At 55.5% G+C, this 23,712-nt stretch carries 22 protein-coding genes; 8 read left to right on the top strand and 14 right to left on the bottom strand.

Annotated features, from left to right (window positions below):
- Positions 1–29: 29 nt before the first annotated feature.
- The 6 genes from AVO41_RS00125 to AVO41_RS00100 all read right to left on the bottom strand — a co-directional run bounded on the left by AVO41_RS00125 (position 30) and on the right by AVO41_RS00100 (position 7,535).
- Entirely contained in the window at positions 30–2,354 is a 2,325-nt protein-coding gene (locus tag AVO41_RS00125; protein WP_068580811.1) for an ATP-binding protein, read from the bottom strand.
- Positions 2,351–3,241 (bottom strand): substrate-binding domain-containing protein, encoded by an 891-nt coding sequence (locus tag AVO41_RS00120; RefSeq protein WP_068580808.1) that lies wholly within the window; start codon positions 3,239–3,241, stop codon positions 2,351–2,353. The genes AVO41_RS00125 and AVO41_RS00120 overlap by 4 nt, the downstream gene beginning before the upstream one ends.
- A gap of 66 nt (positions 3,242–3,307) precedes the next feature.
- Positions 3,308–4,303: a tRNA 5-methoxyuridine(34)/uridine 5-oxyacetic acid(34) synthase CmoB gene (gene cmoB / locus AVO41_RS00115; RefSeq protein WP_068580806.1), complete on the bottom strand. Its 996-nt coding sequence runs from the start codon at positions 4,301–4,303 to the stop codon at positions 3,308–3,310.
- Positions 4,304–4,322: 19 nt separating this feature from the next.
- Positions 4,323–5,048: a carboxy-S-adenosyl-L-methionine synthase CmoA gene (gene cmoA / locus AVO41_RS00110; RefSeq protein ID WP_068580804.1), complete on the bottom strand. Its 726-nt coding sequence runs from the start codon at positions 5,046–5,048 to the stop codon at positions 4,323–4,325.
- A gap of 444 nt (positions 5,049–5,492) precedes the next feature.
- On the bottom strand, positions 5,493–6,635 hold the full coding sequence (locus tag AVO41_RS00105) for a murein transglycosylase domain-containing protein (RefSeq protein ID WP_068580801.1): 1,143 nt from the start codon (positions 6,633–6,635) through the stop codon (positions 5,493–5,495).
- A 3-nt stretch (positions 6,636–6,638) separates the two neighbouring features.
- Positions 6,639–7,535 (bottom strand): DNA/RNA non-specific endonuclease, encoded by an 897-nt coding sequence (locus tag AVO41_RS00100; RefSeq protein WP_235584616.1) that lies wholly within the window; start codon positions 7,533–7,535, stop codon positions 6,639–6,641.
- A 134-nt stretch (positions 7,536–7,669) separates the two neighbouring features.
- Here AVO41_RS00100 and AVO41_RS00095 point away from each other — a divergent pair, with 134 nt between their 5' ends.
- Positions 7,670–8,932 carry a sensor domain-containing diguanylate cyclase gene (locus AVO41_RS00095; protein ID WP_068580798.1) on the top strand — a complete coding sequence of 421 codons (1,263 nt, stop codon included), beginning with the start codon at positions 7,670–7,672 and terminating at the stop codon, positions 8,930–8,932.
- Positions 8,933–8,935: 3 nt separating this feature from the next.
- On the opposite strand, the gene AVO41_RS10915 is transcribed toward AVO41_RS00095, so the two are convergent.
- The 3 genes from AVO41_RS10915 to AVO41_RS00080 form a co-directional block, all read right to left on the bottom strand.
- Positions 8,936–10,081 carry a methyl-accepting chemotaxis protein gene (locus AVO41_RS10915; protein WP_068580796.1) on the bottom strand — a complete coding sequence of 382 codons (1,146 nt, stop codon included), beginning with the start codon at positions 10,079–10,081 and terminating at the stop codon, positions 8,936–8,938.
- A gap of 91 nt (positions 10,082–10,172) precedes the next feature.
- Positions 10,173–10,826, bottom strand: a complete 654-nt coding sequence (locus AVO41_RS00085; protein WP_068583114.1) for a metalloregulator ArsR/SmtB family transcription factor — start codon at positions 10,824–10,826, stop codon at positions 10,173–10,175.
- Between the two features lie 110 nt (positions 10,827–10,936).
- Complete coding sequence (locus tag AVO41_RS00080) at positions 10,937–11,650, bottom strand: DUF3581 family protein (RefSeq protein WP_068580793.1); 714 nt, start codon at positions 11,648–11,650, stop codon at positions 10,937–10,939.
- A gap of 266 nt (positions 11,651–11,916) precedes the next feature.
- Here AVO41_RS00080 and AVO41_RS00070 point away from each other — a divergent pair, with 266 nt between their 5' ends.
- The 6 genes from AVO41_RS00070 to AVO41_RS00045 are packed head-to-tail and all read left to right on the top strand — an operon-like array spanning position 11,917 to position 19,059.
- Positions 11,917–12,891 carry a MoxR family ATPase gene (locus tag AVO41_RS00070; RefSeq protein ID WP_068580788.1) on the top strand — a complete coding sequence of 325 codons (975 nt, stop codon included), beginning with the start codon at positions 11,917–11,919 and terminating at the stop codon, positions 12,889–12,891.
- Positions 12,845–13,903 (top strand): DUF58 domain-containing protein, encoded by a 1,059-nt coding sequence (locus tag AVO41_RS00065; protein ID WP_235584615.1) that lies wholly within the window; start codon positions 12,845–12,847, stop codon positions 13,901–13,903. The genes AVO41_RS00070 and AVO41_RS00065 overlap by 47 nt, the downstream gene beginning before the upstream one ends.
- On the top strand, positions 13,900–14,409 hold the full coding sequence (locus AVO41_RS00060; protein ID WP_153003437.1) for a hypothetical protein: 510 nt from the start codon (positions 13,900–13,902) through the stop codon (positions 14,407–14,409). Before AVO41_RS00065 ends, AVO41_RS00060 begins: the two co-directional genes overlap by 4 nt.
- Positions 14,406–15,542: a VWA domain-containing protein gene (locus tag AVO41_RS00055; protein ID WP_068580781.1), complete on the top strand. Its 1,137-nt coding sequence runs from the start codon at positions 14,406–14,408 to the stop codon at positions 15,540–15,542. Before AVO41_RS00060 ends, AVO41_RS00055 begins: the two co-directional genes overlap by 4 nt.
- A gap of 2 nt (positions 15,543–15,544) precedes the next feature.
- Positions 15,545–17,515: a VWA domain-containing protein gene (locus tag AVO41_RS00050; protein ID WP_068580777.1), complete on the top strand. Its 1,971-nt coding sequence runs from the start codon at positions 15,545–15,547 to the stop codon at positions 17,513–17,515.
- A 14-nt stretch (positions 17,516–17,529) separates the two neighbouring features.
- Entirely contained in the window at positions 17,530–19,059 is a 1,530-nt protein-coding gene (locus AVO41_RS00045) for a hypothetical protein (RefSeq protein ID WP_153003436.1), read from the top strand.
- Between the two features lie 18 nt (positions 19,060–19,077).
- Here AVO41_RS00045 and AVO41_RS00040 read toward each other — a convergent pair whose 3' ends face one another.
- The 5 genes from AVO41_RS00040 to AVO41_RS00020 form a co-directional block, all read right to left on the bottom strand.
- Positions 19,078–19,317, bottom strand: a complete 240-nt coding sequence (locus tag AVO41_RS00040) for a hypothetical protein (RefSeq protein WP_068580771.1) — start codon at positions 19,315–19,317, stop codon at positions 19,078–19,080.
- Between the two features lie 17 nt (positions 19,318–19,334).
- Positions 19,335–19,922, bottom strand: coding sequence for a tetratricopeptide repeat protein (locus tag AVO41_RS00035; RefSeq protein WP_068580767.1), 588 nt, complete (start codon positions 19,920–19,922; stop codon positions 19,335–19,337).
- Positions 19,923–19,981: 59 nt separating this feature from the next.
- On the bottom strand, positions 19,982–20,407 hold the full coding sequence (gene trxC, locus AVO41_RS00030; RefSeq protein ID WP_068580763.1) for a thioredoxin TrxC: 426 nt from the start codon (positions 20,405–20,407) through the stop codon (positions 19,982–19,984).
- Positions 20,408–20,552: 145 nt separating this feature from the next.
- Positions 20,553–21,002 (bottom strand): hypothetical protein, encoded by a 450-nt coding sequence (locus AVO41_RS00025; RefSeq protein WP_068580759.1) that lies wholly within the window; start codon positions 21,000–21,002, stop codon positions 20,553–20,555.
- A 387-nt stretch (positions 21,003–21,389) separates the two neighbouring features.
- Positions 21,390–21,830 carry a hypothetical protein gene (locus tag AVO41_RS00020; RefSeq protein ID WP_235584614.1) on the bottom strand — a complete coding sequence of 147 codons (441 nt, stop codon included), beginning with the start codon at positions 21,828–21,830 and terminating at the stop codon, positions 21,390–21,392.
- Between the two features lie 397 nt (positions 21,831–22,227).
- Here AVO41_RS00020 and AVO41_RS10670 point away from each other — a divergent pair.
- A partial coding sequence (locus AVO41_RS10670; RefSeq protein WP_153003435.1) for a retention module-containing protein occupies positions 22,228–23,712 on the top strand: 1,485 nt, incomplete at its 3' end.

Raw genomic sequence — 23,712 nt, 5'->3', positions numbered from 1 at the left:
GCAGACGCAATGACCCATGCCCACTTCCTTCATTCCTTGCGGGCTTGCGGTGCGGACAGAAAAGGCTGCACTACCTCGATCAGTTTGGACAGGTTAACGGGTTTGGAGAGGTATTCGTCCATGCCGGCGGCCAGAAAGCGTTCGCGGTCGCCAGTCATCGCATTGGCGGTCAGGGCAATGATGGGCAAGGTTTCATAGCGGGTGCCCAATTGACGGATTTCCCGAGTCGCTTCAATGCCATTTAGGTTGGGCATGTTTTCGTCCATGAGAACCAGGTCGTAATCGTGCTTTTGCACGCACTCAATGGCTTCGAACCCATCCGAAGCAATGTCCAAGGTGAGGCCGATTTTTTTGAGAATGGCCGACATCAGTAATTGGTTGGTTTGGTTGTCCTCCACCAGTAACACATGCCCACGCAAAGATGGGGCCTGTGAGTCGTCTTTGGACGTTTCAATGGGGCGAGCGACTTTTTCCACCGGAATGGCAAAATAAAAACAGCTTCCTCGACCGGGCGTTGAGGTGGCTTTGAGTTGGCCCCCGAGCATTTCCACCAGCCTGGCGCTGATGGTCAGGCCCAGGCCGGTGCCTCCGTACTGACGCATGGTATGGGATTCGGCCTGAGTGAAGGCTTCGAAGACTTTTTCCAGTTGTTCCGGCGTCATGCCGATGCCCTCGTCCGTTACGTTGAAATGCAACCAGGCCTGGTGATTTTTGGGGTCGTTTTCCTGATAGTCGATCTGCAGTTGGATTCGGTGATTGGGTTCGGTGAACTTGACTGCATTGGACAGGAGATTGTTGAGCACTTGCTTGAGCCGCAGCACATCGGTTTTCAGACCCGGTGGCAGTTGCTTGGGCAAGGTCAGTTCAAAATAGATGTTCTTTTCGCTGCTACGGGCTTTGAACAGATCGGCGGTGACATTGAATTCTTTGTGCGGATCAAATTCCGATGGGTCAATGCGCAGATGCCCGCTCTCAATTTTGCTCAAGTCCAAAATGTCATTGATGATGCCTAGCAAAGACTGACTGGCGTTGTCGATGGTTTGGAGGTATTCCCGTGCTTCGGCATCGAGTGGTTTTTCCTTGAGCAGACTGATAAAGCCCAGAATTGCATTCATGGGGGTGCGTATTTCGTGGCTCATATTGGCCAGAAACTGCCCTTTGGCTTCGGTTGCGGCCAGGGCTTTGTCTTTCTGTTCGGCCAGTGCCTGATTGATGCGTTCGTTTTCGGTGATGTCGAACATGGAGATGATGTAGCGCTGGTCGTGGCGTGATTTGGCCACAGACACTTGAAACACCGTCTGTCTGTCCTGATAGCAGACTTTGGCTTTATGGATGGTGTTGGGGTGTTGCAATACATAGTCCAACCAGTCCTGATCGTCAAATTTGTATAAATAACCAGGTTCGCGTGCAAACAAATCGCAGACGCAGTCGTAATCCCGACGGAAAGCTTCAATGGTGTCATAGCCCTGAAAGAATTTGAAAAACCCGCCACTGGCATCCACCAGTTTTTTGCCGTCATTGACAATGATCAGGGTGTCCTGCGATGCCAGGATGTCGTGGGTGTAGTCGTGGCTGGCTTCGATCTGTTCGGTGGTTTTGCGGATGTTGCGGCTCAGTGACCAGAAAAACGCCAGCCCCAGTAATAACGTGGTCAGGGTTAAAATCATCTGGATTTGGCGGTAGGCGTTTTTTTGTCTGGTCACATCCGCCTGCAGTGCTTGGAAATTTTGCTTGGCGTTATAGCTGATGCGATTGGCGTCTTCTTTGAGTCGGTGAAAGAGCGGCTTGAAAAATTTGACCTCCAGTTTCAGGTGGTCGATGGCTTGGGTCAACGCCTGAGGGGTTTCGGCAATCTGTCGATCAATGTCGGCCAGTTGATCGGCCAATTCGCGGGCTTTGTGGTTGATGAGCGGAAATTTGGGCAGAATGTCGGCGCGCGCGAAAGAAAAATGTTCCTTGCTCGGGGGTTCATAGGTCAGGATTTCGTATTCGGTGTCGGTGTTGGGCAGGTTGAGATCGATCTGATGGCGATAGGTGCCGCCCTGGTTCAGCGTATTTAACGCCTTGGCAATGTCGGCTTGCTGGGCACGGATGTCTTCCAGAATAATCCGGCGCAAGTGCTGGTTGGGAAAGGTGGCCAGCTGGTAAAAATCGGATTCGATTTTATAAATATCCAGTTTGATTTGTTGCCCGATGAGGGTTTCCACTTCGGCATTGGCTACCTTCTGATCTAATGCTGAAATAAAACGGTCGATACTGTGGTTGAGAATGGCTTGCAGTCCAAATCCCACCACAAACACCATCAGAAGCAGGAAGAGATTGCGCGGGGTCCGTCGGATCAACGTGGATTTCATGGCGTGCCCTTTTGCGATGATAAGGCTGACAAATGAGCCTGGCGTTCGTCATCGGTCAGAAAGCCAAACCGATGGAAGGTCTCAATGCCCTCGCGGGACGTCGCCAGTTGCATGAATGCGTTGGCCAGCGCCGGTTCCTGAGCAAATGACAGGCGGATCAGCTCCAGACGTTTTTTTGCGGCAACTTCCTCGGGCAACAGCATGCCTTCGATGTCGCTCTGGTTTTCAGGCCAGAGTGTGGTGGCGTACCAGTTTAATGCCAGGTCAGCATGGCCCCGTTTGATGGCGCTGCTTAATCGATGCGAATCGGTGGTGAAGTAAGTGACGTTGCGATACACCTGTTCGGTTAGCCCGACCCGGTCCAGGACGGATTTGACATTCCGGCCGATGGCACCGGATTCGGGCGAAGACAGCACCACCGATAAATCAGGATCGGTGAGGTGGGTCAGGTCATTGCTGAGCTGTTTGGGATTGCCTATGGCGACGACCATAGCGACCCGGTTGTACCCGACCAGTGCGTGGTTTTCAAAAAAACCTTCCTGGGCAAATGCCAGGCGATAACTATGGCTGCCCGGAAAATAAAGGTCGCCTTTTTGTTCGATCTTGAGTGTGTTGTAGAGGTATTCGCTGGCGCCTTGCTTAATGCGAACGCTGACCCCGGGATGGCGGGATTCAAAGGTGTCTGCCAGAGCTTGAATGGGTTTGACCATGGTGATGCCGGAATAAATCACCAGCGTTTTTTCAGGAACAGTGTCTGGGTCGCTTTGTTCGCACCCCTGGGTGAGAGACAGCCCAGTCAAAAACCCCAGCAACAACAGCAGGTGTGAGAGGGCGTATCGACCCCGATGAGAAGGGGATAGGGGAGGCTGGGTCATCATGGCGGGCATGCTCGTTTTCTCGTTTTTCTATGCATTTTAGCATGCCCCCTGTGGATGCATACGTTCCACACCTTTCTATCGCGGCGTGTTGGCCAGCATGACCGCGCGTCTGGGAGCCGGATAACCTTCCACGGTTTGATTGGGGTCTTGCGGGTGCAGAAAATCGGGCAAGGATTTCCATTGCATCCAGTCGGTGCTACGTTGTTCTTGCGGTGTGGTTTGGTTGACGTCCACACAGCGAACGTTCCGATACCCGCATTTTTCCAGCCAGCGTTGCAATTCGGGCACCGAGGGCAGGAACCAGACATTGTTCATCTGGGCATAACGGTCTTTGGGGACCAGCAGCTGACCGTACTCATCCGGAACCACCAGGGTTTCCAGCACCAGTTCACCGCCCGGGCGCAGGTGGCGTTTGAGGTCGATCAGATGATCGATGGGCGAGCGCCGGTGGTAAAGGACCCCCATGGAAAACACCGTATCAAACTGCTGACACCGCTGCGTCATGGGCAATTGTTCCAGCGTGAGAGGCAGGAACCAGGCGGGTAACGCCTGTCCCAGGAAATGTTTGATGGTGAGAAACTGAGCCATAAATTGCAGGCCGGGGTCCACACCCACGACAAAGCGTGCCCCGGCACCGAGCATGCGCCAGAGGTGATACCCGCTGCCACAACCGATGTCGAGCACGCGACGATGGGTCAAGTCGCTCAGGTGCAGCGCCACCCGATCCCATTTGTAGTCAGAGCGCCATTCGGTGTCAATGTAAACGCCCTCGATTTCAAACGGTCCTTTTCGCCAAGGCATCAATGCTTTTAAGGCATCAATCAATTCATCGCGTGGGACAACCGGCGACCGGGATTCTGCCCGAACAACGGATTGATCGAGAACGGCATGCTCTGAGGGCGGCCAGTGATCCAGCCTTTCCAACGCAGGCAGCCATCTGGGCAGGTTGCCGTTGGCATTGGGGTCCAGGGCGGCCTCAAGCTGTGGCATCAGGGCATCGGCCCAGTGCTCAAGTTGGACGTCTACCAAGGCTGGCCAAAAGGTGTCGTAATCTTGCCAGAAATGTTTCACATGAAACCTTTACGATGGGTTAAGCGGTTTTGATTGCCAGAAACGAGGCAAAATTATAGGCCTGAAACCAGGTGTCGGCCTGTTCAAACCCGGCCTCTTGCAAACGAGCCAGATGAGCCGCACGGCTGTCACTGATCAGAACATCTTCCAATGCGTTGCGCTTTTGCCCGATTTCCAATTCCGAATAGCCGTTGGCGCGTTTGAACTGAAGATGCAGGTGCTCAATGGCGGTTTGTACCGGTGTCTGGTCAAAGTGTATTTTTTCCGACAGAATCAGTATGCCGCCTGGTTTGAGTCCGGCATGAATGCGTTTGAGTAATGCCAAACGATCCTGCGGATCAATGAATTGCAGCGTGAAGTTGATCACGACCACACTGGCGTTTTCAATGCTTTGATCCTGCACATCACCACAGACCAGCTCCACGGGTGTTTGTGAGTGATAGCCTTCCAGATAGGTGCGCGCGCGTTCGATCATGGCCGGTGCGTTATCAATGGCGACCAGGCGACAGGTTTGCGGGCACTGTCGGCGCATGGTCAGGGTGGCCGCCCCCAGCGAGCACCCGAGATCGTAAAGCTGGGTGTCAGGCTGGGCATACAGCGCCGTCAGCTCCCCGATGCCGGTGAGAATGGTCTGATAACCGGGCACCGAACGCTGAATCATATCGGGGAACACCGCCGCGACGGATTCGTTGAACTGGAAACTGCCCAGGGCTTCATGGGGCTGAGCAAAAAGGGTATCTTTCATTGGCGTTATTATAGTCTGTCCTGCGGGCAAGTGCCATGTTCCCGGCGGACAATGGATTTGGCCAATCTTGGTATGCTGCTCTGTTCTGTTGCCTTCGCGAGGCTGATGCTGTTCATTTTTTCTCGGCTTACCCCTGCGGGCGCCGAGTCCTTCGTTTGCTTGTGCAAAAAACGAACCAAAAAAGCACCCCCGGCACACGTTTTCTGTACGTTCTAAGCTTTGCCACAGGGCCCTTGCGAACTCGCTTCGCTCGGACCGCGCAAGGGCTCATCCTCTGTCAAAACTAAGAAGCACGACGAAAGCTTTGTGATGGGACAGGGAAACCCCAAGCGGAGGGATCTTTGTGAGTTGGCGGGGTGGTTGGCCAGGTATTTCGGCGGTTTTCCCGAGGTTCTTTGGCTTCGTTCTGGATGTTATGGAGATGTTTTCAACCGATCGACTTGATCAGGCCTGATAGCGTTTACGCGCCTGGGTGACTTTTTTGAGGTAGTTCCGGGCCTCGGCGTACTCAAGGTGTTGGCGCAGGTGCTGATACACCTGGTTGGGGGTCAGGGCATTGATTTTGGCGAAGGCCCGGTCGCGGTTGCGGGCAAAGGCCTTGAGCACATTCCCGCTGCCGGTGTTGTAACCGGCAATGACGCAGTATTGGCGTGCCTTCGGATCGGTCACGCGGGCCAGATAGCGTGTGTTGAGAATATGCAGGTAGGCGGTGCCCATCTCAATGTTTTTGTTGGGTTGAAACAGGTAGTTTTTTGAGGGTGTGCCCGGTTTTTTGTGCAACAGCTCATAGGCATCGCGCCCGGCGGTGGTGGGCACGATCTGCATCAACCCGTAAGCGGGAATGTGGCTCATGGCATAGGGGTTAAAGCTGCTTTCGGTTTCGATGATGGCGTAGGTCAAATCCGTCGGCACCCCAAAACGGCGACTCTGGCGCAGGACCGCATCGGCGTAATGATTGGCCTGTTGCGCCCGATGCTGCTTAACCATGTGAAAGATCACAAAATGCCGGTCTTTGTCGTGATAACGGTCCTGTTGGTAGGTGGTTTGCAGCAAGTGATCGGCATAACGGCCCGCCCGCCACTGAGTCCAGATGGCTTTGCCCTCTGTGTCCACCACCAGCCCTTTCAAAAACGGCGTTTGCCCGGTTTCCACCGACTGGTCCGACAGCAGGTCCACTTTGGCCGGGTTTTCCGGGGTGAGTAAGGTCGAAATAATGCCGTCGCGTAATTTCTGGCGGGACTGCTCCGGATCAATGGTTTCCACCCGGATTGAGCCGCTGTCAAAGTTGATGATCGCTCGGGTCAGGTAATGGTCAGTGTACTTGACGTATTCTTTGGGGGTGGCCACTTTTTCATCGCCCCATTTGGCCACCAGCTCGTCAATCAATCCTGCCAGCTGTCGGCGCACCAGTTGATCCACCGGCGCCACGCCACTGCCGGGGATTTGTGAGGCCACCGCCGAGCCGACATCGCCGTTTTCCAGTTTTTGGGCAAGGGTGATGCCTCGACGAATTTCATGAGGCTGACACCCAGCCAGTCCAAGACCGGAAGCGATAAAAAACTGTTGTAAAAAGTGACGACGTTGCATGGATCAGTACCTGGGGGGCAATTGCGCGTAACGGTTCAGATGCCAGTCTTCGGGCGATGACTGCGCTTCAACTTGGTCTTCGACGTCATCGGGCAAGGCATGGAAAAAATCGATTTGGGTGCGCGCCTCAATCGCATCAATGCTGGTGACGTATTGGCTTAAAGGTGCGTTTGGCGGGGCGTTCTGGGGCATCAGAAACGCCAGAGCCGACGGGGTGCCCTCGGTGGTTTCGGTGATGAAAATTTTGTAAAACGCGCTGGGAATCGCGATGCCGGTGTCGCCGTTCCGATTGCGCAGGGTTTGGGGTGAGGCATCGAACACAGGACCGGTCACCACATAAAATCGCGCGAAGTGCTGCGTGAATTTGTCGGCACTGACTTCTTCCAGTCGTTGCCATATTTTCTGATTGAATTGGGGTTTTTGCGGGGTGATGTTGCTCATCAGAAAGGTTTGTTTCTGAGCATTGCGACCGTACCGGGAGCCAATGAGGTAGTTGGGCGCCATATGCCCCCTGTTGTATCCACTGCCCGAAAAGTCATGGTAGTGGACATAAGAAAGTGTGCGCCAGTCGGCTTCAAAGCGTGGGCGCTTGCCGAATGATTGCGTTTGATCGGTGACCCAGTATCCTACCCAAAGGGGGTTTTTCAGGGTTTCACTGTAGCCGACAAGGTAGGCGTCGTTGCGCAGCACATGGGCCATTTTTGACCAGGCCTGGTCAATTTTGGGCACACCGGCGTAAGCCAGAGCCGGGCGGGCAGCCTTGACCTCATACAAATAAACCAGCAACAGTCCGACCACCAGCAGGCCACTGAACGAAGGCAGCCAGAAAAAGCCCCAGCGCAGCCATGCGGGTTGGCGCTTCAGGTGTTGCCAGAATTGAGACCATGCAAATCGTTTCATAGCCGATATTTTAAAGCATCCGGCGATCCACTGCTGACGTGGATTGTGTTTGAATAAACCGGGCTTATATGCAATCAGAAAGATTTGGGGAAATGCCTTATTTCTGTGGGGTAATTGCTTTAACATACGTATTTATGTGGCAACCTACCCATAACGCCCAATTGCCGGCGAAAATCCTGACTCTCCTCAATCACAGCGATACGGTGATCTTCTATTGCCGATATCAGAACGGCTGGCCGGTGGAATATTTATCCGACAATTTCGAGGTGTTTGGTTATACCCCGGCGGCGTTTTATGAAAACCGCCTCAGTTATCGTGACTTGGTGCATCCCGATGATTTGCGTCTGTTGGAATCCTCCGTGGCGGAGGCGGTGACCGGGGGAGAGGCCTATGTGACTCGCCAGATCCGACTTAAAAAAGCCGATCAGCATTATGCCTGGGTGGACATGCGCATCACCTTTGAGCGTAACGAGGCTGGCATCGTGACCCACCTTCTGGGCAAAATGGTCGACGTGACCGAGCAGGTCCAGGATCGTGAGCGCCTTGACATTTTTGCCCGGGTGGTGGAACAGACGGGCGACCTGGTCAAAATCACCGACCGTGAAGGGCGGATGGTGTTCGTCAATCAGGCTCTGCAGGACAAAACCGGTTACAGCGAGCACGAAATGCTGGGCAAAAAACCCAGCATGCTGAAATCCGAGCTTCAGGATCCCAAGAAAGCCAAAGAACTCTGGGACACCATTCTGGCGGGCCATGTGTATCACAACCGCATCATCAACCGCTGTAAAGACGGCTCTACTTACCATGAAGAAACCACGATCAGTCCCATCTTTCATGCAGAAGGGACGATTGAGTATTTTGTTTCCACCGGCAAGGATGTCTCTCAGCAGGTCAAGATGCAGCAGCAGTTGAATGAACTGGCGATGAAGGATCCACTGACGCATTTGTTTAACCGACGGCATTTGTCGATGGTGTTGGACGCCGAAATCAAACGGGCGGATCGCTATGACAATCAGTTTGGGTTGATTATGTTTGATGTGGATCACTTCAAGGAGATCAACGACACGTTTGGGCATGATGTCGGGGACGAGGTGTTGCGCCGCATGGCCGAAGCCGTTCAGGAAGAGGTCCGGGAATCTGACCAACTGGGTCGTTGGGGCGGTGAGGAATTTTTATTGATCGCGCTGGAACTCAACAAAACCCGTACGGAGCTTTTGGCGGAAAAAATCCGAAAACTGATTGCCGGGATTGAGTTTCCCGGGGCCGGTCGGGTCACGGTCAGTATCGGGGCCACCGGTTATCACAGCGGAGAGGGGGAAATGATGTTGCTCAAACGGGCCGATCAGGCCCTGTACCTGGCCAAGAAAAAGGGCCGCAACCGGGTGGAAAGCCTTTAGGCATTATTGTGCGGTACAGAGGATGGCGGCGTTGGCATCTCCGCTGTCGGCAATGCGGTTCAAAGCTGTGGCGACCTGATTCGAGGCCGACTCCAAATCTTTGACCCGGGCCCATGCCTGATCCAGATCGCCGATGGCTTTGAGTTCAAGGATTTCCTGCGCCAACTTGTGGACCTGTTGGTGAGGGGCTTCCAGATCAGCGTATCCATCCAGCTTGCGGTAGCATTCCGCACCTTCGCCCTGATAATACCACTGCCCCAGCCGGCAGTTGCGTGAGTCTTTGAGATCGTCCACGCTCAGGTCTTTGACGTCGAGCAAGGCCTGATAAATGTCGTTTTTGAAAATCAGGTGGTCCGCCATGGCCGCCATGGTAAACCCGCGCAACGCACTGGCGGCCAGGCTGTTGCTCAACGAGCCCTGCATGGCGATCAAATCCGAAATCACCTCTGAAGCCTGATCGGTTTCCGATTTGAGTGCCATGGCATTGTCTGAGACACTGCGCATGCGCTCTTCGCTGTCGGTCATCTGCTTCTGGTTGGTCTGAACCAAACCGGCAATGTCGGCCGTGGCTTTGGCCGTGCGTTGGGACAACCCGCGCACCTCGTCGGCGACCACGGCAAACCCTCGGCCGGCTTCGCCAGCCCGAGCAGCTTCAATGGCGGCGTTCAGTGCCAGCAGGTTGGTCTGTTCGGAAATGTCTTCGATCATGCTGATAATGGTGCCGATTTCATCGGCGCGGTTTTTCAGCTCTGTCACCGAGCCGGAGGTCTCGCTGGCTTCGGCCGACAGCCGGGCAATCCCGTCCGACACCTGGTTCATGTTCTGGGACGCTTCGTGTGACACGTGACCGTCTTTGACGATGGCCAGGCGTTTGTCTCTCAGCTGGCCACTGAACCCGGCAATTTGATCCCGAAAGCGATCAAAGCTCTGGTGGTTGATGACGGTCAGCTCTTGCAGATGGTTCAGGGTTTCCCCGGCCGAGTCTGGGTTTGAGGTGTCGTTCAACTGCTGTTTCAAAGCGGCATTTTCTGCTTTCAGTTGTTCCAGTGCCTCGCGTTGATCCGATTCTGACTGGTCAAGTGCGTGTCTGAGCCGCTTGTTTTCTTTTTCCAGCCGCCTCAACGCTGCTTTATTGCCAAAAATGCCCATTGTCACCTCCTTGTCACATGGAGGGGAAATTTAGCAAAGCCTATGCCAAAAATGCGTAAAGATTGAGGATTCAGAGCGTGCCGATCTGGGTTCAATGTGGTTTCGAGTCCTGTTGCGATTGCCACTCCAGATAGCCTTCGGCCAGACGATGGGCTTTCCAGCCCTGAGCCTGTAGGGTTTGCACCGCCTCTTGCGACCAGAGGCAATAGGGCCCGCGACAGTACACCACCAGCGTTGTATTCGGTGTGATGGACGGTAGGGTCTGTGCCAATGATTCAACTGGGACGTTGATGGCCGAGGGGATGTGCCCGGCGGCAAATTCATCAGGCGGCCGCACATCCAGCAGGGTATAGGGCTGAGGCAGTTGCGCCAGTTCGTTCAGAGAGATGGGAGCCAGAGGGGTATTTAATTTCAGGTGATCTTCAAGCAAACGCTGCATGCTCTCAAGTTGAGATTCGGCCACGTCCCTTAAGCTGGCCACCAGGGTGTAGACGCGTGGATCACTCAGGGAGTAGATCATACGTTGCCCCTGGCGCTGGGTTTTCACCAGACCGGCTTGTTTGAGACTTTGCAAATGTTTGGACACATTGGCCAAGTTGAGGCCGACTTTGTTCTGCAGTGTTTCCACATCGCAATCGGTCTGCATCAACACGTCGAGGATCATCAACCGGTTCGCATGGCCCAATGCCTTGCTGACCTGGGCAAGCTGTTCAAATAAATGGGTTTTCAAAGAGGTCTGTGGCATAAAAAAATTATATACCACTTGGTTGAATAAACTCGAACGCTTTTTGTCGAGACCCCAGGCAATCAAGCGATGAAAGAAGAAGCGAGGCAGAACCTGGTTGCTGGGAAATATTAAGCGGTGTAGCCGTTTTTGGCCGCTTCGTAACGCTCGATCAAGGTGTCCACGCCACTTTGTTCATAGGGGCGCAGACCGCTGAGGACCATGGTTTTGTAGCCGGAGCCGATGCGGCGTTCGCCATCGACGATATCAAAGTTGATGCGCACCAGCCCACGCTTGCCCTTCATTTCCAGTGTGCTTTCCCCCAGCTTCAGGTCGAGATGGTTCGCATCCAGTCGCTCAAAATCAAACGCCATGTTTTCGTAGATCACCATGGGTTTGTCGGGGTGAATCATGACGTCATGGGCTTTCATCAGCGGGACCAGAATGTGAGGAAAACTCTGCCCGGAGAAGGCAACGTAGGCGCGGGTGAAGGATTCGATCAAATCCATGTCCTGGGTCATGTCGCCTTCGCGTGAAATACTCAGATACGGTTTTCCCTGTCGATCGCAGATATCAAACGCTTCTTCGGCGGGGCCGGAAGGGGGAAAAATCAGCTCCACCCCTTTTCCGACCATGCCGGTGTAGTCAAAGGTCATGCGCTGTGACAGGCCATACCATGCCAGATTCAGTGCAAACAGCAGGTCGCCGGGGACACAGAAACGTCGTGAATCGGCGTCGTGGAGCGGATTGAAATCATTGGCCACTTCCTTGGCAAACGCGCTGCCTTGTTCGGGTGTGATGGTGATGATGTCGTGATCGGCTTGGAAAAATGGCGCTAGATACATGAGGGGTTCGCAATCAATCAGGTGTAAAACCCGAGATTTTACTGAAAAATGGGGCCAAACTCACCTGAAATTTGGGTTTTGCGCCCAGAAAGTCCCAAAAGTCAGTGAGGATAAACTCAGATATGACCGGATAAAAATTTTCTGGGATGACCCCAGTGCTCTGGATTGCATCCTTTGGGGCCAGGCCTTAAAATCAACCGTTTAGTTGAATATAGAGGGCCAAGGCGCGCACGATGCGTGTATTTGAGCGCCCAGGGAGCAAAGCAATGTCGACGCAACAGGCCTTTAAGGCACTCAAACAGCATCTGCAAAACGTCATTGTGGGCCAGGAAGCCTTGCTGGATAAAATGATGATCGGTCTGTTGACCGGTGGTCATATCCTGCTCGAAGGCCCACCAGGCCTGGCAAAAACCACGGCGGTGAAAACGCTGTCCACGGCAGTGAAGGCACGCTTTCAGCGCATTCAGTTCACGCCCGATTTGATGCCGGGCGATGTGGTGGGCTCTGAAATTCTGGACACGGATACCCACACGCTGCGCTTTGTGCCGGGGCCGATTTTTCATGAAATTGTCCTGGCCGATGAGATCAATCGGGCGCCCCCCAAAGTGCAATCCGCGCTGCTCGAAGCCATGGCCGAAAAGCAGGTGACAGCGGGCGGTCAAACCCGTGCCCTGCCGGATCTGTTTATAGTGATGGCCACGCAGAACCCGCTGGAACAAAGCGGCACCTACCCCTTGCCCGAAGCACAGTTGGATCGGTTTATGTTGCATGTGGCGCTGGATTACCCCAGTGAAGACGAAGAACTGGAAATTTTGCGTCGTGACCGCTCGCATCACTTTGGCGAAGACAAGGAAAAATTCGAAGCGTTTCTGACCCCAGACAAGGTGCTGGCTGCGCGCCATGAAATTGCCGAGCAATATGTGTCGGAGCCGGTGGAGCAATACATGGTCGCCCTGACCGGTGCCACCCGTCGTTTGGGGGATTACAATCCCGAGTGGGCCGACCTGTTGGAAATCGGGGCGTCTCCTCGAGCCAGTCTGTCGCTGTTGCACGCGGCCAGCGCGCATGCCTGGTTGGCCGATCGCGATTATGTGACGCCGGATGATGCCATTGCCGTGGTGGGGGATGTGTTGCGCCATCGCATTCGGGTCAGTTTTGCGGGGCGTGCCCAAAACTGGACCTCTCAGGCGGTGATTGACGCCATCGTCGACGCCGTGCCCGTCCCGGTCCGTGTTGATTGATCCGATGCGGCGTGCTTTGGCAGCCTTGTTTTCGCTGAGCTGGTTCAAGCGGCAGGATTGGGCGTCTCGAACGAGTCAAGCGGTAGAGCAGCCTTTGCTGAGTGCCGAAGACATCACGCGGCTTGGGCAGAGGCTCGGGGGCCTGATGCAGCCGCAGTCAACCAACCCCAAAGACAGCGCGGCGCTCAAACAAGGCGAGCAGGCCAGTCGCTATCTGGGGGCGGGCATGGAATATGAAGAAAGCCGTCTCTATCAGCCGGGGGATGAGGTACGACGCTTGAACTGGCGTTTAATGGCCCGTACCGGCGAGGCCTATACCCAGTTGTATCAGGAGTCGCGTCAGGAAAGCTGGACCCTATTGGTGGATTTGCGCCAATCCATGCGCTTTGGCACCCGTTGTCACCTGAAAGCCACTCAGGCCATGCGGGCGGCGGGCTATTTCGCTTGGCAGGCTCAGGCTCAAGGCCTGCCAGTGCGGGCCGTGGTGCTGTCGCATAAGGTGCGCATCTCACCCACTTGGGAAGGCAGTGCCAGTTTTGAACCGTTTATGCAGTTTGTCAGTCAGCCCTGCCCGCCCCTCAATGCCTCCCAGGTGCAGCAGAGCCCGCGTCTTTATGATGAATTGATTGATTTACAGGCCCGGTCTCAGCCGGGGGATCGTCTGGTGGTGATCAGTGATTTTTCCGATCTGGATGCGACCACGCAAACCCTGATGATGACGTTGCAACAAACTTTGCTGGTCCAGGCAGTCTGGGTGCAGGATGCCAGTGAGCGTCAGCTGCCATCGATGCCCGGCTTGCGCTTGCATGGCCAGGATGGCCGTGCCCACGCTTTGACGCCCGTGTTGCGTGCTCAATACCAGGCCTGGTCAAATCATTACTTTTCAGACCTGGAAGATCGTCTGCGCCAATCCGGCGTGGCCTGGATGACGCTTGATATGTGCGATCGACTGCCAGCAATGGCCCGGTCGGTTGCCGGGATGCAGGCCAAAATGATGGAGCGTGCACGATGAGAGACAGCCAAACACCGATGTCGGCCCCATTCGATTCCGCTCCGGTCGGCCCGGCCGATCCGATTGAACCGCTTATCTGGCCCATGGACCCGGGGGTGGATTGGGCGCAGCTGATCGTCTGGCTGGGTTGGGGATTATTGGGACTGGTGTTCATACTGGCCTGGTGGTTGTGGCGGCGGCGTTTTGCCCCTCTGGCCCGTTGGCAGCGTCAGGCGGCTCGATTGCAAGCACAATGGCAAGCGACCGCCTTGCCCGGTGAACGACTCGCCGATAACCAGCGCTGGCAGCTTTATGCCCTGTTCCAATCTGCGCCGTATTTGGATGCGACCAGTGAGAGCCATCAACGACTGCAATCACTTTGTTTTTCCCGGGAGCCGGTTTCACGTGAAACACTGGAACAGGCCCTTGAAGCATTGCAGCAGGCGGTGATGCATCAGGCCCGATCCCATCGATCGAACGGCTGGACAAGATGGCGCCCACGTGTGGTGAAGAGGCGAACGCGATGATCGATTGGCCACTCTGGATGGACATTTTGAGCGGTGAGCGCTCGATCTGGTTTGAATGGCCCTGGGCGTTTGCGCTTTTGGGGGTGTGGGGCCTCGCTTGGGGCTGGCGCGCCTGGCATGCGTCTGTCAGTTCGGACGATTATGCCTGGCTGCAACAGCAGCGCCAGAGTGATTTTCGCCATTCGCTGATGGATCGGTTTGGGCCGGCCGCTTCACGTTCGATGAAATCAAGGCAGTGGGATCTGCATGCGCTACGCGCGTTGTTATTGTGTTTGGGGGTGGTCACGCTGGCGCAGCCTTATTATCGCGAAGCCAATCCCCCGGCGCCCCAGACCAAGACGGTGCGCGACGTGGTGTTTGTGGTGGAAAGCTCGGTGTCCATGGTGCTCAAAGATTATCAGGTTGGCGGGCAGCCGGCTCAGCGGATTGAGGTTATTCGCCAAGTGCTGGATCAGTTTGTCGCCGGTTTGCGAGGCAATCGCTTCGCGACGATTTTGTATGCCGATCAGGCCTATACCCTGATGCCTCTGACCTCCGACGCCACGGCCGCCCGCATGATGCTCAAGCGTCTTAAGCCTTATCTGGCCGGGCGCAATGACGAAGCAGCCGGGGCGGCATTGGGGTTGGCACTGCAACAGACGCACACCACAGAGGACGATGCACAGACGCTCGCGGACCCGGATCGAACGCAAGTGGTGGTGTGGTTGTCAGATGGGCAGCAAATGGGCACACGCGTGTCCTTTGAGGATGTAGCAGGCTACGCCCAGGCGCTTGGGTTGCCGGTTTACACCGTTGGGGTGGGAGCGGGCAGTTTGAAAGCCGATTTGCGTGACCATGGTGGCCTGCTCTATCAGCCACTGGACCCGCAGCCCCTCAAAGCCATGGCAAACGCTACGGGCGGCGATTATTACCAGATCGGCAGTGGCGATGATTTGCAGGCTGTATTGCGTCAGATTGACCAGGCCGAAGGCGTGTCGGTCGCACAGACGAGGGCAGGTTATCAAAAACACTGGCTCACCCCGGACTTGGTCGCCTTGTGGTTGATGGGTCTGGTCGGGTACCTTGGCTGGCTGGTCCTGCGGGAACGGTTCACCGCGCAGGCCACTCTGAAAGATCATAAGGGAGAGAGGTAACCATGACACAAGCCTGGTGGCACTGGTTGGATTGGCAATGGCGCTCACCCGAAACCCTGTGGTTTTTGTTGGTGCCAGGGTTGGCCGCTTTGTTTCTGGTCTGGCAAAAACGTCGCCATTGGCAAGGGTATGCAGATGCCGACCTATTGCCCTGGTTGCAGGTATCTGCCGACGAAAGCCTATCGCGTGAGCGGTCGCACGGTTGGCTGCGACGGTTTGGCGGGCGGGTGAAGCAACCCGGATGGTTGATGGCGATTGTCTGGTTGGCATTGGTGGTGGCGCTGGCCGGACCCCGGACACTGGTGCAGTCAGCGCAATCCACAGATCGAGCGGGGGTGGATTTGCTGGTGGCACTGGATGTGTCGCGCTCGATGCAAGCACAGGATGTGCGCCCTGATCGCTTTCATGCCGCGCGAAATTTGGTGGAGTCGGTGTTGCCGCATCTGAAACCGGACGATCGGGTGGGATTGATGGTGTATGCCGCTGAGCCGCATCTGGTCAGTCCCTTGAGTTTTGACCGAGACTGGTTGCGTCATTTTCTGGCATTGACCCATTCGGGCATGCTGCCGACTCAGGGCTCACGCCTGGATCGGGCGATTGTGTTCGGGGCGCAGCACCTGCAACAGGTGGCGGGCAACGCGCGTGTGCTTTGGGTCCTGACCGACGGGCCTGCGACACCACCGCCCCGAGCCAGTGATGCCGATCAACTGCCGGCCTTTGAATGGCCCTCACCTTTGCCGGGCGAACCGACGGTCCTGATGACGGGCATGGGAACGCCTTCGGACACCTTCATCCCGGATGATTCGGCTCAGGATGGCTTTGGGGGCCGGCTTCAGCATTTGGGTCAGCCAGTGCAGACGCGACTCCAGGAAGGCGCTTTGCAGTCATTGGCCGGTCGATTGGGCGCCACCTACGTGCGCGGTGATGGCCAGGCCGATACCTTGGACACGATTCTCTCGACGCTGGTGCAACCGGCGGCCAGTCGTCCTCTGCCGACAACCGACCCGCAATGGATCGATCATTCGGCGCCGTTTTTGTGGGTGGCATTTCTGGCCATGCTGGGGGCGATGTATCCGGTGTTCCGCTCTCGCCGTTCGCTGAGAGAAATGAGTGGTGTCGTCGGCGTTTTCACCGCTGGCGCTTTGTGGCTGATGCTGGCCAGTGCGGCTGTGCCTGTCCAGGCGGCAGAAGCGCATCCATCTGAACGTCACCAGGCTTTTGCGGCCTTGAAAGCAAAAGACTTTGAGCGCGCCCTGCGCCTGTATCAGGGGCAGAGCGGGTTTTCCGCGCAAATGGGCGCCGGGGTGGCCGCCTATCATGTGCCGAATTTATCCATGGCCGTGGCAGCGTTTCGGGAAGCCATTCTTTTGGCGCAAACGCACTCCCAGCGTGCCAGTGCGTTGTTTAATCTGGGGAATGCCTACCTGCAGGCAGGGCTGTTAGTCGAAGCGATTGAAGCCTATGAACACAGTTTGCGCTATGAGCCGTTATCGCAGGCCCGTCATAACCTGGCGGTGGCCCGGGCACGACTGACGTTGGAGACCGATCCAAATCGCCCTGACGAGGAAAGTGAGCGCGGCGAGCCACGGGATCAGGACCCGAATCGATCCCAGGATGAAAATGCCTTCTATGGCGGAATGAGTGCCGGCGGGGGCGGTCCCAGTGGCATGGACGATGAGATGGAAGAGGGCATGCGGGATGACCCCTCGGAAGACCAATGGACGCTGCAAGGGGACCCAACCGATTATCAATTATCATCGACCCCTTCGCAGTGGCTGACTGGCGAGGCGGGTCAGGCGGAGGCGGTGAAAGCCCATCAGGCCAAACGTCGCCGAATCGCGGTGATGCATCAGGCTTTGGCGTCGGTGAAAGATGATCAGGCCGGTTTGCTCAAGCGGTTGTTTGAACGCGAAGAAGGCTTTCAAGCCGAACAGGAAAAGGGCCATGCGCTGCCGGGGGTGATGCCATGGTAAAACGAGAATGGCGCATGCTTTGGCTTGGGAGCGGTTTGGCGTTATTGAGTGCGCTGGTGTCGCCGTCGGCCTGGGCACTGTTGGTGCACAGCAACTTTTCTGAGCGCGAAATCCTGATGGGCGAGGCAGTGGAATGGCGACTGACCGGGCCGGACGTGCAAAGCGAAGCCTTTAACCAGGCCTGGTCAAAACTGGACTGGGCCCCGATCCGCGAACATTTTTATGTGGCCAGCATCCGCCAGCGCGGTACCGGATTGGCCGTGCGTCTGTTGCCTTATCGCACCGGAGAAGTGATTTTGCCGGATCAAGCCGCGGCGGCCATTCCCTTGCCCTCGCAACCTTTGTGGGTGGCCGAAAACCCAGCCATGGGTGTGGACTGGCAGATCTGCCCGGAATGTGACGGCGGCGCGGACGGACCCTGGTATGCCCGACAGGTGCTGCGCTGGCAGGCACGGATTGACGCCGCTGAGGATGGTTGGACCGTGCAGATTCATCCGCCGGATGGCGCGCTGATGGATGAGACGCCCAAGGCATTGGGCTGGCAATGGCCATCCAGCCCGCAAGGTCTGCCCACTGTGATGACGGATGCCGGACAAGGAGGGCAGTTATCGTTGGGCCGCTCGTTACCCAATCAGACCGATTCCCCGCGTCGAATGCGATTTCAGGGGCCTTTGCTGATGGTGCGTAATGAGCGGGCTCAAAACTGGACGTTTGCCGCACCGCCTGCGACGGGTCAGGTTCGGCCGTTGCCGGGTTTTTTGCCTTGGTCCATTCCGGTGGGGCGCATTGCTTTGCAGACATCGGGTTTGCCATGGTTGTTGAGTGCCGGCGATCAGTATCATTGGCAATTCACGCTCACCGGGCATCAGTTGCCAGCGGATGCGCTGCCATCGTTGGCGCAGCAGATGCAGGGCGATGAGGCGATTGAATGGTTGTCGGCGCAAGTCGACCGTCAGCAAACCTGGGATGAGAATGGCTTGAGCAGCCGGGCGCTGATCACGCAACCGCTGCGCATTCATGCCTGGGGTCCGGTGACCTTGCCCACGATCCGGGCGCAGGCATTTGATCCGATCACGGGCCGGTTGCAAAGCACGCAACAGCTGGGGGAGACGGTTTGGGTTTTGCCGGGCTGGCTGGTGTGGACGCTTTATGGGCTGTCAGGGTTGCTGAGTCTGGCAATCCTGGGGTGGATCGGTTATGTGTTTGTGGGGCTTTGGGCCTATCTGCGACTGCGCTGGCAATTGAAGCGGGCGGTTCGAGCCCAGCGACCTGATGAAACGATCTGGACCGCGGTGCAGGCCTGGTCAAAATACGGGTTACGGGATTGGGAAGAAGGTCAGTCCGCAAGCCCCCTACAATGGTTGACGGCGTTTGAAGAAAAACGGGGGCATTCGCCTGAAGCACGTGCCTGGATCAGTTGTTTGAATCAGTGTCGTTATGCCCGATCGGACCAGCGTTCGGTTGCCTGTGAGGCATTGGTCAAAACCTGCCAGGCCTGGTCAAAAACACTGCCATGGATGGGCGTGATTCGTCTCAGGCGTTAACGCGTGATCATGGGTGGTTCACAGCTTGGACAAGGTCTGGCGGTATTTTTTGATGGCAATGCCCAGGGCATACAGCGCGCTGGCGCCAATCAAGACCCATCCCAACCACCAAAGACCGCGGGAAAAATCGTTGTCGCGAACCAGATTGGGCAGCATCAGCATTAGGCCCGGGATCAGCCCCAGCGCAAAGGTTTTGATGCCAGTGCGAGTGATGCCGCGTTTTAGAAGGCGGCGATGCTCGTTTGAGCCAATTTCCATGCCATGCGTCCTTGAGGTCAGTTCAAAAGATTATTGAGTTTTTGGCGGTATTTCTGCGCCAGTTTGGGGTTGTTGGGCGACAGGAAATTAATGACAGTCAGGATCAGCTCCCGAGGCGCGCCCTGTTCAAAGTCCGGGTCATCGGCCTGAAGCACAAACAAATGCGACATGGCTTCGTCATAGGCGTGGGCGGCAATCAAACACACGGACAAGTCAAAACGGGCCTTGGCATCTTCCGGGTTTTCTTCCAGTTTTTGACTCAGCACATCCATGCCTTCGGTCCGACTGGCCAGACGCGCAAAAGTCAGCTGCCCGTTGAGGCATTCCCCCATCTCACTTTGGGTCGCGGCGCTGGGCAGTTTTTCAAACAGTTCCAGCGCTGATTGCGCCTGACCGATGTCAAGCAGCACTTGAATCATGTCCATGGCAACCCGCGGGTTGCCGGGGTCTTCCTGAATCGCCTGGGTCAGTGTTTGAATCGCAGCGGCGGCATCCCCCGCCAGATGTTGGTCACGGGCCTGCTGGCGTAATTGATCCGATGCTTTATCGGGATCAAAGCCGTCGGTGTCGGTTTGGAAAATGTGTGCGTTGGCGGTCTCAGACATAAGGCACCCAAAAGTTGCGCGAAAACCTCATTATACCGAGGCAGGGTCGTTTTTTGCGCTTAACTGATGTGTTGGTTGACCCAGCTTGTGAATCCGCCCAGGTCCATGGCGCCCGCCTGGCGTGTGATTTCCTGACCCTTTTTGAAGATGGCCAGGGTCGGAATCGAGCGAATCCCCAGCTCGCCCGCCAGGCTTTGGGCCTGTTCGGTATTGATTTTGATAAAGCGGGCTTTGGGTTCTAACTGTGCCGCCGCCTGCGCAAAAGTGGGGGCAAACATTTTGCAGGGGCCGCACCAACCGGCCCAGAAATCGACCACCAGGGGCAGATCGGTTTTCTGTAAGGCGCGCCGAAATTGTGCCTCGTTCATTTCAATCGGGGTGCCTGTGAACAGGCCTTGATGACATTTTCCACAACTCGGAGACTGCGTCAGACGTTCGTCGGCCACGCGATTCAGGCCGCCGCAATGAGGACACATAATAATCATGGTTCGCATTTCCTTTGAAACGTTCTTAGAGTCCTGTGCACGCTACGAAGCACCCAGAGAAGGCCCTAAGGGATCGTGTGCCTAGGACGGCTCTTACAATTAGGATAAGGACGACGGGGAAAAATTTAAGCAGAGGGATTGAGTCTTAATCCAGCCAGTCAGGTTTAGGGCTTTCATGCCGGCTGGCATCGCCACCGCGTTCCACAAATTGGTGGAGGGTTTGATCATGGCAGTGAATCAGTTCCAGCAGTTTGGGATCATCGGTGGTCAACAGGGCTTCCACGCCATCTTTACGGTGGAAATATTCCATGCTGATTTGGTCGCGGTATTCAAACAAAGCCGCAAACAACGGGTCCCAGGAACGAATCGCCCGGCCTTTACCAAAGCGTTTTTCCATCCCATCGACATGGGCTTGAAGCACTTTGACCAATTCCGGGTTGGTTGAGGTGGTCCGTGCCAGAATCCCGTTTTCAACCACGTGGGTTTCCCGCTCCAACTCATGATGCTGGTCCAGAAGCTGAGCAAAAAGCGCCTGATCCTGTAAATGTTCGGCGTCGGAACCGTGTCCGTGACGGTAATGTCGGCTGTCACTCATTGGATTGCGTCCCTTTTGTTTTTCTTGAATTTTGCGTATTGTAATGGAATCCGTCAGTCAAAACAGGCCAGGTTGGCAGGAAAAGGGCATAAAAAAACGGCGCCGTCGCGCCGTTGTAATCTGAGGAGTTTGACTCAAAAGCTGAGGAAACTTTTTGAATCGGGGTCGGTATGCCTCGTCACCAAGTGGTGAAAGCAAGTACCTGAGCTTCAAACGGATTGATTCAAAGCTTGAATAAAAGTTTACGACTTAGAGGGGAGTGCGACAAGACGCAAGTCTTGAAACAATATGAACAGGGTACTGAAAGTGTGACGAAAGGCTAAAGGAAAGACTGAAAGTTACCAGGCCTGGTCAAAACCAAGCCTGGTAAGAGCGCGCTCAGCTACATTAGACCAGCGTCTGGTCTGAGGCCTGCTGACCACTGGCTTCGGCCATGTTGACCGTTTGCGCATCGGCCTGAGCATTATTGCTCTCAGGCGCTGATTGGGCAGACTGTGCTTGCTGCGCATTGTAGTTAGCCTGAGCCGCCAGGTTTGACGCGTAAGTGGTACCTGACGTCGTCTGGTTGGCGTTGACATTGGTGTCTTCCACCGGTGTATTGGCATTCACGGTTTGACTGGCGGCCAAGTCACGATAGTCCACCTGCTGAACCGCATTCGCCTGTGATTGATCCGAGAGCGTGACGGTGGTATTGCCGGCCGACGAATTTGCTGTTCCCTGACGATCCGTCACTTTGGGGTCGGTGTTGAGCACATCGGTCATGCCGGTCGCTTGCTGTGCCATGGCTTGGTTGGCCGAAGCCAGCGCTGGGTTCACACTGTTAATCATTGTCACCCTCCTTACTGTCTTAAAGACTGATCACCGGGCAGATGGCCTGTTTGTTTTGATCAGAATTTCAATGGGTTATTTCCATTCTAATGAAAACAAACGTAAAAGCAAACCCTGAATGGCAAGGGGGGTCCGTTAGCGTTTTAAGCTGAAAACCAATCCATTCTGTATTCGTCTCAGAGTGCCCAGCTGAAGGAGTGACCAAAGGTGAGGCGCCAAAAAACCTGAAAAAAATTGGTGACACTGTACTTTGGGACAGTATTTTTTCAAAAAAAAGGGCGTATTATTGGAATTAATAAAAAACCAACGCGTATTTTCGCGCAGACAAAAATAAGCCTTGCCACTCCCTTAAGGACGGTTGAAAGGCACCCAAAGCACTCGAAACCAGGAATTGATCATGGCTGAGCAAAACAACACTACCCCATCTGTCCCCGTCTCTGAAATGAGCCAGCAATCCAACACGGCTCAAATTGTAGGCAAAATAATCTCAATGGATGGCACCGTTTATTTGCAAGATAAAGACGGTGCCCTCTTTCTGGCAGAGGTAGGCATGGAGGTCTTTTCCGACCAGGTCGTGCAAACATCGGCCAACGGCTCCGTGATGATCGAACTGCTCAATGGTGAAATTCTGACGCTGGGTCGAGATACCATCGCCAAATTGGACGAAGAAGTCACCAACGACGTCAACCCGCAGGATGCACAAACCGCTGAAGCCGAAGCCGAAGAGGCGATCGAACAGATCCTGGCCGGTAACATTGATGAGCTGGAAGAACCTGCGGCGGCAGGTCAGTTTGAAAATGTAAGTTCATCGAATGATGAAGGGTTTGCGATTGAAAGAAATGCGCTTACCGGTGAAGTGGATTCAGGTTTTGATACAGAAGTTCAAGATCCAACAATCACTAATGAAGAGGGTCGAATCCTCGGAACAGAAGCAGTAGGTCCAGAGTCAGTACCAGGACCAGGACCAGGACCAGAACCAGAACCAGAACCAGAACCAGAACCAGAACCAGAACCAGAACCAGAACCAGAACCAGAACCAGAACCAGAACCAGAACCAGAACCAGAACCAGGACCAGAACCAGGACCAGGACCAGGACCAGGACCAGGACCAGGGCCAGGACCAGGGCCAGGGCCAGGACCAGGGCCAGGACCAGGGCCAGGATCAGACCCAACCAATGACGTACCGGTAGCGGTCGAAGACAACTTCAATGTAGATGAAGACGCGACCCTGAGCGACACCCTGGTCACAAACGACACCGCCAGTGCGGACGGTGGCAACGTGTGGAGCAAAGTCAGCGACCCAAGTCACGGCACCGTGAGCGTGAATGCAGACGGCACCTTCGAATACACGCCAGAGGCGGACTACAACGGAACCGACAGCTTCACCTACACGATTACCGATGCCGATGGCGACACCTCAACGGCGACCGTCAACCTAACCGTAGACCCCATGACAGATGAGCTGGATGATGCAAATGAAAGCGTCAGCACCAACGAAGACACCGCCATCAGTGGCAATGTGCTGGACAACGTCACCGACGCCGACAGCGACAGCCACAGCGTGACCAGCTTCACCGTGAGCGGAACCACCTACAATGCCGGAGAGACCGCGACCCTGAGCGAAGGCAGCTTGACGATCGCAGCGGACGGCGGTTACACCTTCACGCCAGCGGACAACTTCAATGGAGACGTTCCGCAAGTGAGCTACGGCATCGTTGACAACAACGACGCCAATGACACCGATACCTCGACGCTGGACATCAGCGTCGATGCGGTGAACGATGCGCCGGTTGCGGTGGATGACAGCGCCAGCACCACAGAAGACACCGCCGTCACGATCAGTGCGGCGGACCTGCTGAGCAACGACAGCGATATCGATGGC

Source organism: Thiomicrospira sp. WB1 (genome assembly GCF_001507535.1).
Taxonomy (GTDB): domain Bacteria; phylum Pseudomonadota; class Gammaproteobacteria; order Thiomicrospirales; family Thiomicrospiraceae; genus Hydrogenovibrio.
This window is presented reverse-complemented; position numbering and strand designations above follow the sequence as displayed.

Bases quoted from the DNA above. Each gene is read 5' to 3' on its own strand.
- AVO41_RS00085 (WP_068583114.1), bottom strand. From the start codon at position 10,826: ATGCCACAGACCTCTTTGAAAACCCATTTATTTGAACAGCTTGCCCAG.
- AVO41_RS00095 (WP_068580798.1), top strand. From the start codon at position 7,670: ATGTGGCAACCTACCCATAACGCCCAATTGCCGGCGAAAATCCTGACT.
- AVO41_RS00120 (WP_068580808.1), bottom strand. From the start codon at position 3,241: ATGCCCGCCATGATGACCCAGCCTCCCCTATCCCCTTCTCATCGGGGT.
- trxC (WP_068580763.1), bottom strand. From the start codon at position 20,407: ATGATTATTATGTGTCCTCATTGCGGCGGCCTGAATCGCGTGGCCGAC.
- AVO41_RS00035 (WP_068580767.1), bottom strand. From the start codon at position 19,922: ATGTCTGAGACCGCCAACGCACACATTTTCCAAACCGACACCGACGGC.
- AVO41_RS00070 (WP_068580788.1), top strand. From the start codon at position 11,917: ATGTCGACGCAACAGGCCTTTAAGGCACTCAAACAGCATCTGCAAAAC.
- AVO41_RS00105 (WP_068580801.1), bottom strand. From the start codon at position 6,635: ATGCAACGTCGTCACTTTTTACAACAGTTTTTTATCGCTTCCGGTCTT.
- AVO41_RS00100 (WP_235584616.1), bottom strand. From the start codon at position 7,535: ATGAAACGATTTGCATGGTCTCAATTCTGGCAACACCTGAAGCGCCAA.
- AVO41_RS00025 (WP_068580759.1), bottom strand. From the start codon at position 21,002: ATGAGTGACAGCCGACATTACCGTCACGGACACGGTTCCGACGCCGAA.
- AVO41_RS00055 (WP_068580781.1), top strand. From the start codon at position 14,406: ATGATCGATTGGCCACTCTGGATGGACATTTTGAGCGGTGAGCGCTCG.
- AVO41_RS00050 (WP_068580777.1), top strand. From the start codon at position 15,545: ATGACACAAGCCTGGTGGCACTGGTTGGATTGGCAATGGCGCTCACCC.
- AVO41_RS00125 (WP_068580811.1), bottom strand. From the start codon at position 2,354: ATGAAATCCACGTTGATCCGACGGACCCCGCGCAATCTCTTCCTGCTT.
- AVO41_RS00080 (WP_068580793.1), bottom strand. From the start codon at position 11,650: ATGTATCTAGCGCCATTTTTCCAAGCCGATCACGACATCATCACCATC.
- AVO41_RS00045 (WP_153003436.1), top strand. From the start codon at position 17,530: ATGCTTTGGCTTGGGAGCGGTTTGGCGTTATTGAGTGCGCTGGTGTCG.
- AVO41_RS00020 (WP_235584614.1), bottom strand. From the start codon at position 21,830: ATGATTAACAGTGTGAACCCAGCGCTGGCTTCGGCCAACCAAGCCATG.
- AVO41_RS10915 (WP_068580796.1), bottom strand. From the start codon at position 10,081: ATGGGCATTTTTGGCAATAAAGCAGCGTTGAGGCGGCTGGAAAAAGAA.
- AVO41_RS00060 (WP_153003437.1), top strand. From the start codon at position 13,900: ATGAGAGACAGCCAAACACCGATGTCGGCCCCATTCGATTCCGCTCCG.
- cmoA (WP_068580804.1), bottom strand. From the start codon at position 5,048: ATGAAAGATACCCTTTTTGCTCAGCCCCATGAAGCCCTGGGCAGTTTC.
- AVO41_RS00040 (WP_068580771.1), bottom strand. From the start codon at position 19,317: ATGGAAATTGGCTCAAACGAGCATCGCCGCCTTCTAAAACGCGGCATC.